The sequence below is a fragment of the Microcystis sp. M_QC_C_20170808_M3Col genome, from assembly GCF_007095505.1.
Lineage (GTDB): Bacteria > Cyanobacteriota > Cyanobacteriia > Cyanobacteriales > Microcystaceae > Microcystis.
The window spans coordinates 1-12,743 of the sequence record NZ_SFBY01000355.1 but is presented as its reverse complement, the minus strand read 5'-3'; the positions used below and the strand labels follow the sequence as shown (position 1 = coordinate 12,743).

Sequence of the window (12,743 nt, the reverse complement as noted above, 5' to 3'; positions counted from 1 at the left end):
AAATGGGGGAATGGGGGAATGGGGAAATGGGGAAATGGGGAAATGGGGAAATGGGGAAATGGGGAAATGGGGAAATGGGGAAATGGGGAAATGGGGAAATGGGGAAATGGGGAAATTCAACTAATACCCCAACCCCCAACCCCCAACACCCTAAAACCCCAACCCCCAACACCCTAAAACCCCAACCCCCTAAAACCCCAACCCCCAACACCCCGGATGGTAAACAAGTTTTCTTAACAATTGTAAGAATTTTTAATATTTCTTTTCTAGTTGGCACTTACTCCCTTATCATTATGAGGAAAGTTTTTTAAGCATTTCTAAGGATACGGAGGTTTACCCTTGGCCATTCCTCTTTTAAATTACGCCCCCAAGTCCCAAAACGTGCGGGTAGCTGGTTATGATGTCGGTGGAGACGAAAAACCGAGAGTTTACACGACGGAAAATGTCCTCTCCCCTACCGACCTGGACGATTTAATCGAAGCCGCTTACCGTCAGATTTTCTTCCATGCCTTTAAATGGGATCGGGAACCTTTCCTCGAATCCCAATTACGCAATGGACAATTATCGGTGCGGGATTTCATTCGTGGCCTACTGTTATCGAAAACCTTCTATAACAGTTTCTACGAGAAAAACAGCAACTATCGCTTTGTCGAACAGGTAGTACAAAGAGTTCTCGGTCGCGATGTCTATAGCGAAAGAGAAAAAATTGCTTGGTCGATTGTCGTTGCCACCAAAGGTATTCAAGGTTTTGTCGAACAACTGCTCAACAGTGACGAGTATCTGCAAAGCTTTGGTTATGATACCGTTCCCTACCAACGTCGTCGCACCCTGGCCAGCCGCGAAATCGGTGAGCGTCCATTCAACATCACCTCGCCTCGCTACGATGGCTACTATCGTGGTATTTTGGGCTTCCCCCAAATCGTTTGGCAGAATGCTGTCCGTCGCTATGTTCCCCAAGAGCAAAAACCCAAAGCTGGCGATCCTTCCAGCTTCTTGGCTATGGCCCGGGGTCTCGGTAGCGCCAAAGGCAATCCTGTACCAAGAGTCTCTGCTATGAATATTAACATCGAGGCTTCTGTACCCCGTCGTTAATTTTTAGCTCAACCTGCCGGGGAGAGTCCCTAATTGGCAGAATGACCCCCGAACCATAATCAGGTTATTCTGTGAATTGGTGGCTCTCCCTATGGGGTGGCTCCTGAAATAATCCCCCCAGCGAGATCGTATTCCAAGGCAGACCCTTGGAACAAGGATATTAAGTATTGATCTTCTAGGACACCTTCCAGTAATCGCTTACTCTGCTTCTCCAACTAATATAAATCCAGCCCAGTTAACGGGTTCAGGGTGTTGTTTCATAATAGTTAACATTGCTTGTTGTAAAGCTTGGGCTTTATTGGGTTTAGTTTTAAGATTGTTGTAAAATTCGATCATTAAACCAGAAGTTGCTGCATCGGGAACAGACCATAAAGAAACAACTACACTTTTGACTCCTGCTGCCATAAAAGGTCTTGCTATACCTACAACTCCATCACTGGTAATATCTCCTAATCCTGTATCACAAGCACTTAAAACAACTAAATTAGCGCGTAAGTGCATCCCATAAATTTCTCCACTCAAAAAGCCAGATTGTCCGTTAGCAGGGGCTAGAGCGATAGCTTGATCATTACCATGAGTTGCTAAGTGAATAATATCAGCATTAGGCATTTGTCCGGTGACATTTTGTATATTCGCTTGTTCACCAATTAGGGGTTGAGTTCCTAACATTTGAGAAATGGCTTCTGCTTCTTTTTCTGTTCCGGGTAAAGCAGGAAGTTGTTGACCATTTTCCATTTTAGGCATGGTAGGATTTCCAACAATTAGAGCATTTGAGGTAAGATTTAGGGTATTTTTACTAGATTCTTGATCAATTAGTTGTAGGGTTTGAATAGAGGGAGAAATCTGGATTGGATGCTTTTCTATGAGATATTTTCCATCAGCAGTTTTTAAAGCAGCAAAAGGAACTCTAAAGAGTTCTCCATCAGGGATAAAAATAACGGATTCTTCTGGATTTTTAGGTAAAAACTTGGCAATAGGAGCAATAAGAATCTGAGATAATCTGTCTAAGCATTGGTTTTGATCTTGACAGGTTTTTGCTGTCACAGCATTAGATAGGGTATCTCGATTATTACTTCTGACAGTTGCAAAAGTTTGTTTAGTGAGTTGGACTAAACCTTTACCGTCAATATTCAAGGAAGGGGTTTGATTTTGTTGAAAAAATAAGAAAGAAGATGTTAACCCACTAGCTACAATTCCTACAATCATTAAGGGTTTACGATGACGTAATAAGAAATAGCTCAAGGAAATGCCTATAAGTAAAACTCCCAGAGTAATCAACAATTTAGAATTAATAGAAGAATTAGAATTGAGACTAATTCCTCTTGCCAATGAATTTACTTGAGTTTGTTGAGGGTTAATTGATGGTTGAGAAAGATCAACTTGAGAAAAATTAATTTGGCCACTAGGTTGAATTACCCAGATATAGAGTTTAGGAGAATAATCTACTTCATAAGCATAACCCCTTGAAGTATTTAAAACAGGCTTTTGAAGCCAAGAATATTTAACAATTGTCGCATTTTTGTCTCTAGCAAGTTGCTGAATTTCTGGAATAGTTATAGATGTATGAAGTTGCTCAGACATTAAATAAGAAAGAATGCGGCTTCTTCCTCTTTCTGCAAACTCCAGAGCTTCATTATATTTACCTTGCTTGACTTTTAATTCTTGTAAACCATAAGGATATATAGAAACGCCAAATACTTCTCCATGGGATGAAAATCCACTATACTGTCCCTTAAACTTTATTGTGCGTTCAATTTCTATTTGCCAAGCTTTTTCATCATTGTTCATTGATTCCATAAATGCTTTTTCAGTTTCCTCTAAATTTACTTGATTAAGCAAAGCAAATGCCATATCTTGCTTAATCGCACTTATAATCGAGAAATAACCCGATTGATCACCATCTTGAAAGATATACCTATTTTCATTTTTTAAGACTTCATCTAATTCTTGTCGATAGTAGTTAACTGATTCTGAATAGTTGCCTAATTTAAAATATATTCTTGCTATTCTCTGTAAGAATAAGTAATAATCACCTACTCCATGTCCATCTTTTAATGATTCTCCTCGTTCAGTTAACTTTAAACCTTGTTTAAGATAATTAATAGCATCTTCGTATTTTCCCGCACCAACATAAACATCACCAAGAGCCATTAAAGCTCCTACAATATTACGATTTTGAGAAATATCAGGAGGAGTCAACTCGAAAGGTGCTGCATCATTTAAGTAATGATGACAAGCACTAATGGCCTTATCCCATTCTTTAAGCTCAACATAGACTGAACATATCGAACTCCACATCTGATTCCATCTACCTAATTTTGGTGCAAAGGGAAATCTAGGTTGATCTCCATCTTTTTCTAATAAGTTTTCAATTTTTTCTAAATCCTCAATAATAGCTTTTTTGTCCGCTTCTGAACCAGGAAATGTATAATCAAAATCAATTACTGGTCCGGTTTGATGAACTAAACCTCCAATAAAATTTAGTAGATCTGCTGCATCAGATAAACTCATTGAATTAAAAAGAGTTCTAGGACGTTGTGGTTGATTAACATAAACATCCTCTGCTAAAACTGAGGCAATACCTAAAGGATTGAAATTGCCATAATGAAAAGGATTAAAGAGACTTGAAGTTAGAGCAATAATTACAGTAGTCGCTAATTGAGATAGTTTCATGATTACCTCTAGAAAATTAACCAAATCGTGTAATAGATAATTTAGATAATGACTCAGATAAAATTTTAGCTTGTCATAGGTAAGGCACCTATGCTATATTTTCTTAAGTCTTTGGAGAATTTGGCTACAAATTGAATTTTCATTCAGCTTCTCCATTGAGAATAGCAAAAACTTCTTCTTCTGGAACAAATTCACCATTTAATCCTTCCGTAATAGCATTAGCTAAACCAATATCTTCTAGAGCTTCGATAACAATTTCATAAAATAGTTCCCGTTTGTTTTGCATCATTTCAATGAGGATCTCGGTTAGGATTTCTTTGGTTTTTTCTTCGGTAATAATTGATGACATTACGGTTAGTCCTTTCTTGAAAGTTGGCTGGTGCGTTACACTAATATTAACACACCTTACGAGATTGGCGATCGCACTTAGATTAGGATTTATTTCGATACATGACCTGGATACTTACACTAGAGTTTGCTACGGCTTGGGGAGTGACTAAGATTTCTATATTCTGACCTAATGCTACTAGAAAGCTAAACATCTGCTCAAGAGAAAATTTTTGCAATCTGCCATTTTTTAAGTTAGAAATTTTAGCCTCGTCAATTCCCAAAATTTGACTGACCTCCTGCTGGTTTAATCCTTTTTCAGTAATCAGATCATAAATCACTGAAGCCAGCTTGACTTTAGCGAGTTTTTCTTCAGCATTAGCCAAGCCTAAGTCTTCAAAAATGTTTCCTGAACTAATAGTATATTCTGTCATAATCATTTATCCCCTTTTTGGTATTTATTGTTGCTCTTTGGCAATCTCCTGTGCTTTTTTCAGGCGTTCTTTGATTAGATCAATATTTTGTTTTGGTGTTTTAATCCCTGATTTTGATTTTTTCTTAAAGGCATGGAGAATAAAAATAACATTGTTTAGTTTAAGAGCATAAACTGTTCTATAGGTATCGGTTTGATAATCGCTGACTATTTCAAAAACACCATTAAACCCCTTTAAGCTTTTGACATTAGGATGATTTTGATTATTCTGAACACGATAAAGAATGTAGCCAACTTCATCAACAACCTCTTCAGGAAATTCTAATAGCTCCTTTTTTGATGCTCCAATCCAGATAACAGTTTTCAGTTGTTTATCTACCATTTTTTTGAAAAAATGTGACAAATACAAATAAAAAGCTCATAAATTTGTTATAAAAATCCTCAAGACTAAGTTTGACAAAAGACATGATATTGTGTTGTGTTCTACAGGCTACAAGCTTTTGCACGAGAGAAGACACGAATGCCGTCCTCAAGAATGTCATGCACAACACCACCTATAGCACTTAACAAATATCCACCTGGAAGATGCCCTTTGGGAGCGGAATTATAGTCTCTAATTCTATCACTATACGACCAAGAAAACCAATCTCCTCCTTTTCTCCAGCCGACGCGATCACCGAACTCCTCCCATACTATCTTAGTATACTCCCTAGTACCACCAAGACTCTCATAGATTTCTTTCTGGACGCTGAAGCCAAATTTACTGTTACTATAGTATAGCCAGAGTTGATTGATTGTCCGCAAATCTTCACAGGGGAAGTTGTCAATAGAATCTGAATCTAACGAACCTTCGCGTTCCCTTCCGGCGGCGGACAAGATGACGCTACCTGTTTCTCCATCCGCTAGTTCCCACTTTCCTGCTTCATCTCAGCTTCAGTCATGCGTGTTGCACTGAGAATTTCATCGGATATATCAATACTCATGGCTATAACCCTATATAAAAGAAGTCAGATTTGATGCTAATGTAATTGTGTTAGTGCTTTATATTGTTATACTCCTTCAGATGGTTATTGATTTCTTTTTGCTTCCTCGGCTAACTTTTTGTTATTAGAAGCATAAGGAACTTTAGGATCAATTTCCAGAGCTTTATTATAATCTTTAATGGCTTTATCATATTCTTTTAAATTATGGTAAACCAATCCTCGAGCCAAGTAAGCTTTGGCAACTTGAGGATTAATTTCAATGGCTTTGTTATATTCTGCAATTGCTTTATCATATTCTTTTAAATTATGGTAAACCCCTCCTCGATCCAAGTAAGCATCAGCATTTTGAGGATTAATTTCAATGGTTTTATTATAATCTGCCATTGCTTTATCATATTCTTTTAAATCACTGTAAACATTCCCTCGATTATGGTAAGCTTGAAACAATTGAGGATTAATTTCAATGGCTTTGTTATAATCTGCCATTGCTTTATCATATTCTTTTAAAATACGGTAAACAATCCCTCGATTATTGTAAGCATTAGAATATTGAGGATTAACTTCAATGGCTTTATTGTTATCTGCCATTGCTTTATCATATTCTTTTAAATAAAGGTAAACAATTCCTCGATTCTTGTAAGCTTCGGCATATTGAGGATTAACTTCAATGGCTTTAGTATATGCCGCGAGCGCTTTATCATATTGATTATTATTACGGTAGTCTTCCCCTTGCTTAAAATAGGTTTCAGCAGTGGTAGAATTAGGTTGAGATGATTGTGCTACCGTAACAGGATTAAAAGAAAAATCCCCCACCAAAGAGGAATACTCCCAAGGAACTTGCTTATTTTGAGTAGCTTGTACAAGATCCTCCCGTACCCGTTTAAACATCAACTCCACATCTAAATTCGGTGTTTTCAGATGCTTTAATAAAAAAGACGTATATAACCCATTTTCCCCCTCTCCATCAGCAGCAACCCCTCCTGGTTCCGTCGCAAAAGCAATCAAGGCACCCCTAGCTGATTGTATCGGAGCCAAACCCCGTTGACTAGAGCGCCATTTTCGAGCAAAGGGATTATTGCGACAAGCATCAAGAATGACAATATTCATCTGATTTGCCGCATCTTCCATCCTAGCTAAGACTTTTCCTACCGGAATCGCCTCATAGCGCACATCTTCTGCCACATCCAGCTTCGCATTTACCGGAATAAGATAATTTTCCCCATCCACTTGTATACCATGTCCCGCATAATAAAATAATCCCACTCCTCCTGCCTTAAGTTGGTGGTGAAATGTGTCAATAGCATTTTCAATCTGCTTTAAATCAGCATTTTCCAGCAAAATAACATCAAAACCAACATCTTTAAGCGCATTCGCCATCGCTTCTGCATCATTAATCGAGTTTTTGAGAGGATTATCCTGATAACTCGCATTTCCAATAACTAAGGCTGTGCGTCGTTGTTTTTGTTGACTTTGTGACTGATTTGTGGTAATAGTAATTCCACGATCTTGAGGTTGCTGGTTTTGACAGGATACGAGGGAGAAAATTAGGGGAAATAGGGATAAAATTAGGCAAAGTTTCAATAATTGCGGTTTCATGGCAATTCAGATAAGCATTGGAGGATAATAATGGGATTGAACTGATTAGGGAAAGGATGAAATTATTTCTCGATAATATCATATCTATTGCAATATTTGCTATACTTAACAATTATTTATTATTTGCTGACAACACTAGACGGCGGATGCAAGCAACTGTCCAGTATATTACAGGGAGGATGAGTTATCTTATGAAGATATTCAAGAAGCAGAGGAGGATTTCTCAGAGCAGTTAGGTCGAGTTTTAGAAGCTAAAATAGTAGTCAATGGAATTAGAATCCGATTGGAGAATTAACGATGACTTCAAAACCGTTGACTGAACAGGAATTAGCAGAAATCTTAAAAATCGTTCAGCAAGGAGAAAATAAACTCAGAGAAATGAGCGATTATGAGACAATTCTAGCAGAAAAATGGAGAAGCAAAACCCAAAACACTCCTAATCCCGTAAACAAAGGTATATTTTGAGTCTAAAACGCTCCCCCGTTGTTTGGCTTAGATTGCTGTGTTGGGGATTTTTCTACTTTCAAAATCTCAGATAAATCATAAAAAACTTGCTGCTTTTTGCTAGAATTTTTAGAATCATTTACTCCTCTAGTTAAGGGTCTATTGTTATCAGGTGCTTGACGAATTTCCATAAGATCATCTAGTACTGCATAAGGCTCATCCTTAGTTTCCAAAGTAAAGAGTAAATCATCTTGATTACAAGTAGCACTTTTGGATTTTACTCCACAGACAACGGAAACTTCTCGATCGCTAATCCAACTTGCTACCGTAGCCGTGATATACTGTAATCCATCCCGATCATAAATATCTTGGAATCGTCTAGAAACTTGATCACAGCGCTTTTGAGGATTCCATTGATTACCAAAATAATAATTATCTGGTTTCCAAATAATTATAGTAAAATCTTTGTTTGTGCTTGGATTATATACAATAGTAGCTGGGGCATTTTTACCTAAATATTGAGCATTTCCACAGTAAAAATTAGGTTTTGTTGCTGCATTAGAATCTCCTTTACATCCTGATGTCAGCATTAGCAAACCAAACAAAAGTGAAACTGCTATTCCCGAAGTCTGACGCTTCATAAATCTTACTTACTCCTGTTAAACTTATTCCTATTACCTTTATAGCTTAAAAAGCAGGTTGATGTTGTCTCTCGTTGTTTTGTTGTCTCTCAGATAAAGTGTTCAACCCAATACCAATTACTCCTCCTAAAAGTAACATTAAAATTAGGGGAATAACGGCAATTTTACCCTCTTTATTTCGTATAGATGAAGAATGAGACATAGAAACTGTTGGCACCATGGTAGGGGAGACTCCCTGTAAACCTTGAATTGCTTGTAAAGCTTCTTTAGCTGAGGGGTAGCGTTGTTGAAAATCTGGATGACTCATTTTAACTAAAATATCAGTAAATTTAGGTGTTATTTTGACGTTATTTTGCCAATGTATTTCTCCTGTTTGATTATCAACTAATTGGGTAGGATAATATCCCGTTAACATCTGAATAGCAATCATTCCCACAGAATAAATATCACTGCTAAAGGTAGGTTTTCCTAGATTTTGTTCATTTGACATATATCCTGGTGTTCCTATTCCAATTGTCTTAGGTTGGTTTTGAGTATTACTTAAATTAATAATCTGTTTTACCGCACCAAAATCAATTAAAATAATTTTATTATCTAGTTTGCGTCTAATTAAGTTATCAGGTTTAATATCCCGATGAATAACGTTATGCTGATGTACAAAAGCTAAAGTTGATAATACATCTTCTAAAAATTCAATTACTGCTATTTCTTCCCATTGTTTCCCTAGTATAATTTCCTCACCTAAAGGATGTCCCTCAATATATTCTTGAACGAGATAAAATTGATTATTTTCAGAAAAATGGGCAAATAATTGGGGGATTTGAGCGTGTTTTCCTAATTGATAAAGACTTCTTGCTTCTGTATCAAATAAACGCGTTGCTATTTGCCAAGATTGGGGATCAGATTGGGGTTTAAGTTGCTTGACAACACACCAAGGATGATCTGGTAAATGGGTATCTTTAGCTAGAAAAGTTTCACCAAATCCACCAGAAGCAAGTGATCGCACAATTTGATAACGATGGACTAATAAATTCACCCTTATCTTACCTGCTGATAAATAGTGGTTATTATAGCAAGGATCGCCAGCTTCTTGGCTATGGCCCGGGGTCTCGGTAGCGCCAAAGGCAATCCTGTACCAAGAGTCTCCGCTATGAATATTAACATCGAGGCTTCTGTACCCCGTCGTTAATTTTTAGCTAAACCTACCGGGGAGAGTCCCTAATTGGCAGAATGACCCCCGAACCATAATCAGGTTATTCTGTGAATTGGTGGCTCTCCCTATGGGGTGGCTCCTGAAATAATCCCCCCACCGAGGACGATTTCCCCTTCATAAATTACGGCTGCCTGGCCCGGGGTGATGCTAAATTGTGGTTGATCAAAAACCAGTTTCACTTGATTATTTTCTAGGGGAATAACATTGACGGGAACAGCCGGAGAACGATAACGTACCTGTACTTGCGCGCGGATAGGGGTGGTGGGTTCAGCAATAGAAACCCAGTTCATCCGTCCGACAAGACAATCGGTACTAACGGCACTTTCGCGATTACCGACGATAACCCGATTCATGACGGGATCCAGTTGTACCACATAGAGGGGTTCGGCGGCGGCGATGCCGATGCCTTTGCGTTGTCCGATCGTATAATGATGGATACCGCTATGTTTACCCAAAACTTTGCCATCGAGATCAACGATATCGCCCTCACTAACGGCGATATACTTATCCAAGAACGATCGCATAGTTCCGTGAGCTTCAATCAAGCATAAATCCTGACTATCGGGTTTATCTGCCGTTTTTAAGCCGAATTCTTGGGCAATCCTGCGGGTTTCTGCCTTGGTTTGTTCTCCCAAAGGAAATAAAGTCCCACGCAGTACATCTTGAGTGAGATCATAGAGAAAATAGGATTGATCTTTATTTTTATCGACGGCGCGCAGCAGTTGATAACGGTTATTTTCAGGAGAAAAACGAATTCTAGCGTAGTGACCGGTGGCAATAGTGTCCGTTTCTAAGGTTTCTCTGGCATAATGCAGCATCGGGCTAAATTTTACCGCTTTATTGCACTGAGAACAGGGCAGCGGTGTGATTCCCGCTTCGTAACCGGAAACCAGATAATCAATAATTTCTTTTTGGAAAAGCTCGCGACTATCGACGATATGATGGGGAACACCCAACTGCTCACAAATAAATGCCGCATCTACCATTCCCTCGGAGCAGCATTGACCTTTACCCTTCATTAACCACAGGGTCAAGCCAATAACATCATAACCTTGAGCGTGTAAGACGGCAGCGGCGACAGAGCTATCTACTCCCCCCGATAGACCGACAACAACTTTTCCCATAAATCTTGTAATGATTTTTAACCAATATACTTTCTAGACTAGCATCTCCTACTTTAAAATTTGGACATGGTGTACCCAAATTTTGTGTGAGGACAAACCAGCATGATGAGAACAAACCTACTGTTTTTCTCGGCTTTATTTTGGTTAAAAGTCGGGATAATCGCTCAAGGAACGCTGCTGCTAAAAGCAAACTTATCTTTTGCCCAGAATCTTTATCCCGGTCGTCGTTTGCCCCCACCACCGGCAGTGAGACAACCAACTAAACGTTCAGACAGTCCCAGTGCTGTTAATTGTTCCCAATGTCCACCCTTAAATTTGCCCCCGGTTAATTCTCCTTCAGTTAACCCCCCGGTGGCTGCCCCGGTTTCCGGTAATCAACCCCTGAGAGAATACGTTTTTCAAGCTCCCGCTACCGTGCTTCCTGCCGATGCTACGGTGATTAATAATAGTAATCGTCAAACTGTCAATCCACCGGCCCCCACACCGCAAAATCGCGCCAATAAACCCCCTTCTCCCCCACCACAGCAGCGGGTTATTGCTACTAATCAACTCTTTCGCGTTGAAGTTCAGAGTAATAGTACAGAAACGTTGGCAAAAATTCAAGAAATTGAACCCCTCGCATTTATCCGCGCGGGAGAAAATGTTATTCAAGTGGGGTTATTTCAGCAACAATATCAAGCTAAACAACGGGTACAAGAGTTAACTAAACAGGGTTTTAGCGCTCAGATTATTACGCTCAATAATTAGGGTTTGCTGAAAAAGTCTGTTGGTGTAGGGTGTAGGGTGTAGGGGTTTTATTCCCCCCGTTCACTCCAATGGCTGACACTTTTTGATATCAAAAAAGTCTAAAGATATTATCCAACAAGGTTTTTAGATTTATTTGGCCTGCCCTACTTAATAGACCTCTTGTGAAAATCAAAAATTGTTGTTAGGGTTAGGATTCAGAAGTCAGGAGAATTAAGAATGAACGATAGCTTCATGCCTATTTTTCTCATTTTTGAACTCTCAAAAGTTAATTAGGCAATAAGTCTCTAGGATTTTGGCTAATCTCGATCGAATCTCTTGCCTCTCGTCTAATCCTAACCAAGAAGTTAATTTTGTCCTATTACTTAGCACACAGAGTTAATTTTGTCAAGCAAAATTTTGACCGCATCGAGCATCACATCCGGTTGATCCATCCAGACAAAATGACCACTTTTATCCGCTTGTATTTCCATAAAATCTTCGGATAACTTGCCTAATTCTAGGTGCATCTCCTCCCGGAGTCGATTGGCACTTTTGAGGGGAATAAAGCGAGTCCAAAAGGAGGGTTTAAAAAAAGAATTAGCTTTAATACTAACTATCGGTAAATTACCGAAATTGTTAGCCTCACTCACCTGACGAGCGCTTTGGTCGAGATTAAGCATTTCTCTACTCATCGTCATCCAGTGTTTAGCGCGACAGAAAGAACGCTTAACTCGATAACGAGAATCTGGGGAAAAGCGACGCAATTCTGGTTTTAATAATTCAAAAACTCCCAGAACTTTCAGAACTCGGATAATGCCTAAAATTGAGCCGATAATCGACATCCAAAATCCAGAGATGAAAAATAATTTTAATGCCTTTAATGCTGGCGACATTTTCAGCATTCCCTGCTCGTGTAAACCATCGGTGAGTACCAAACCTACTACTTTTTCTGGGAACAGATGGGCATATAGTCGAACATTATAACTGCCAAAAGAATCACCAACTAAAATATAAGGCGGTTCTATTTGTGCTTGGGTTAGTAATTTATCTAATTCCTGAACAATTTGGTAGCTAGTTCGCGGATATGGACTAGAATCGCTCCAACCATAACCCGCTCGATCATAAATACAAACCCTAGCCAATTGTGACAATTCTTCTAGCAAAAAGTATCCCTCAATTCCCCCTAAACTATGGTCAATAATAATAGTGGGACTAGCCTCTCCCGCTAGACAAAAATGTAGGCGATATTTACCCAGATTAATCAAATTACCTGGCGGTGCTTTTTGTTCTTCTAACCAAACAGATAACGTCTGATAAACTGTCGTCGCTACTAGGAGAATTACTCGAATTGATAAAGACATAACTAGACCTCTTGCGCCAATTCAAAAATGAAGTGCATCAATGTCTGATGATAATTCATAGAATACCTCAAAAGGGGTTCGATAGTCAAGACATTTTCGAGGACGATGATTAATTAATTCTACAGCTTTT

13 protein-coding genes and 2 pseudogenes are annotated in these 12,743 nt (G+C 38.8%); 4 read left to right on the top strand and 11 right to left on the bottom strand.

The genetic code is table 11. From position 1 onward, the window contains the following. Nucleotides 1–339 precede the first annotated feature (339 nt). Nucleotides 340–1,092 (top strand): phycobilisome rod-core linker polypeptide, encoded by a 753-nt coding sequence (locus tag EWV84_RS16280; protein ID WP_287078842.1) that lies wholly within the window; start codon nt 340–342, stop codon nt 1,090–1,092. Nucleotides 1,093–1,290: 198 nt separating this feature from the next. On the opposite strand, the gene EWV84_RS16275 is transcribed toward EWV84_RS16280, so the two are convergent. From EWV84_RS16275 to EWV84_RS16250, 6 genes are all read right to left on the bottom strand, one after another. Further along, nucleotides 1,291–3,765 carry a CHAT domain-containing protein gene (locus EWV84_RS16275; protein ID WP_287078841.1) on the bottom strand — a complete coding sequence of 825 codons (2,475 nt, stop codon included), beginning with the start codon at nt 3,763–3,765 and terminating at the stop codon, nt 1,291–1,293. A gap of 139 nt (nt 3,766–3,904) precedes the next feature. Then, entirely contained in the window at nt 3,905–4,114 is a 210-nt protein-coding gene (locus EWV84_RS16270; RefSeq protein WP_002771197.1) for a hypothetical protein, read from the bottom strand. Nucleotides 4,115–4,196: 82 nt separating this feature from the next. Continuing rightward, complete coding sequence (locus EWV84_RS16265; RefSeq protein ID WP_286826712.1) at nt 4,197–4,526, bottom strand: helix-turn-helix domain-containing protein; 330 nt, start codon at nt 4,524–4,526, stop codon at nt 4,197–4,199. Between the two features lie 24 nt (nt 4,527–4,550). After that, entirely contained in the window at nt 4,551–4,907 is a 357-nt protein-coding gene (locus tag EWV84_RS16260) for a type II toxin-antitoxin system RelE/ParE family toxin (RefSeq protein WP_287078840.1), read from the bottom strand. Between the two features lie 101 nt (nt 4,908–5,008). After that, nucleotides 5,009–5,401 carry a GUN4 domain-containing protein gene (locus EWV84_RS16255; protein ID WP_287078839.1) on the bottom strand — a complete coding sequence of 131 codons (393 nt, stop codon included), beginning with the start codon at nt 5,399–5,401 and terminating at the stop codon, nt 5,009–5,011. Nucleotides 5,402–5,592: 191 nt separating this feature from the next. After that, on the bottom strand, nt 5,593–7,104 hold the full coding sequence (locus EWV84_RS16250) for a tetratricopeptide repeat protein (protein WP_287078838.1): 1,512 nt from the start codon (nt 7,102–7,104) through the stop codon (nt 5,593–5,595). 297 nt (nt 7,105–7,401) lie between these two features. Here EWV84_RS16250 and EWV84_RS16245 point away from each other — a divergent pair, with 297 nt between their 5' ends. Beyond that, nucleotides 7,402–7,569 (top strand): hypothetical protein, encoded by a 168-nt coding sequence (locus EWV84_RS16245; protein ID WP_287078837.1) that lies wholly within the window; start codon nt 7,402–7,404, stop codon nt 7,567–7,569. A gap of 2 nt (nt 7,570–7,571) precedes the next feature. Here EWV84_RS16245 and EWV84_RS16240 read toward each other — a convergent pair whose 3' ends face one another. Together EWV84_RS16240 and EWV84_RS16235 are read right to left on the bottom strand one after the other, a co-directional pair. Then, nucleotides 7,572–8,189, bottom strand: coding sequence for a COP23 domain-containing protein (locus EWV84_RS16240; protein ID WP_287078836.1), 618 nt, complete (start codon nt 8,187–8,189; stop codon nt 7,572–7,574). A gap of 46 nt (nt 8,190–8,235) precedes the next feature. Then, nucleotides 8,236–9,225: a serine/threonine-protein kinase gene (locus EWV84_RS16235; protein WP_287078835.1), complete on the bottom strand. Its 990-nt coding sequence runs from the start codon at nt 9,223–9,225 to the stop codon at nt 8,236–8,238. Nucleotides 9,226–9,270: 45 nt separating this feature from the next. Here EWV84_RS16235 and EWV84_RS16230 point away from each other — a divergent pair. Next, nucleotides 9,271–9,378 (top strand): annotated as a pseudogene (locus tag EWV84_RS16230) (phycobilisome rod-core linker polypeptide); the annotation flags it as partial. Nucleotides 9,379–9,467: 89 nt separating this feature from the next. On the opposite strand, the gene mnmA reads toward EWV84_RS16230, so the two are convergent. Beyond that, a complete protein-coding gene (gene mnmA, locus EWV84_RS16225) occupies nt 9,468–10,526 on the bottom strand; it encodes a tRNA 2-thiouridine(34) synthase MnmA (RefSeq protein WP_287078834.1) in 1,059 nt (352 codons plus the stop codon). Nucleotides 10,527–10,628: 102 nt separating this feature from the next. On the opposite strand from mnmA, the gene EWV84_RS16220 reads away from it, so the two are divergent. After that, nucleotides 10,629–11,273, top strand: coding sequence for a hypothetical protein (locus EWV84_RS16220; protein WP_287078833.1), 645 nt, complete (start codon nt 10,629–10,631; stop codon nt 11,271–11,273). 362 nt (nt 11,274–11,635) lie between these two features. Here the strand turns inward: EWV84_RS16220 and EWV84_RS16215 are convergent, their stop codons facing one another. Both EWV84_RS16215 and EWV84_RS16210 read right to left on the bottom strand, forming a co-directional pair. Continuing rightward, nucleotides 11,636–12,613: an alpha/beta fold hydrolase gene (locus EWV84_RS16215; RefSeq protein ID WP_287078832.1), complete on the bottom strand. Its 978-nt coding sequence runs from the start codon at nt 12,611–12,613 to the stop codon at nt 11,636–11,638. Nucleotides 12,614–12,634: 21 nt separating this feature from the next. Further along, a pseudogene (locus EWV84_RS16210) lies at nt 12,635–12,743 on the bottom strand (IS30 family transposase); the annotation flags it as partial.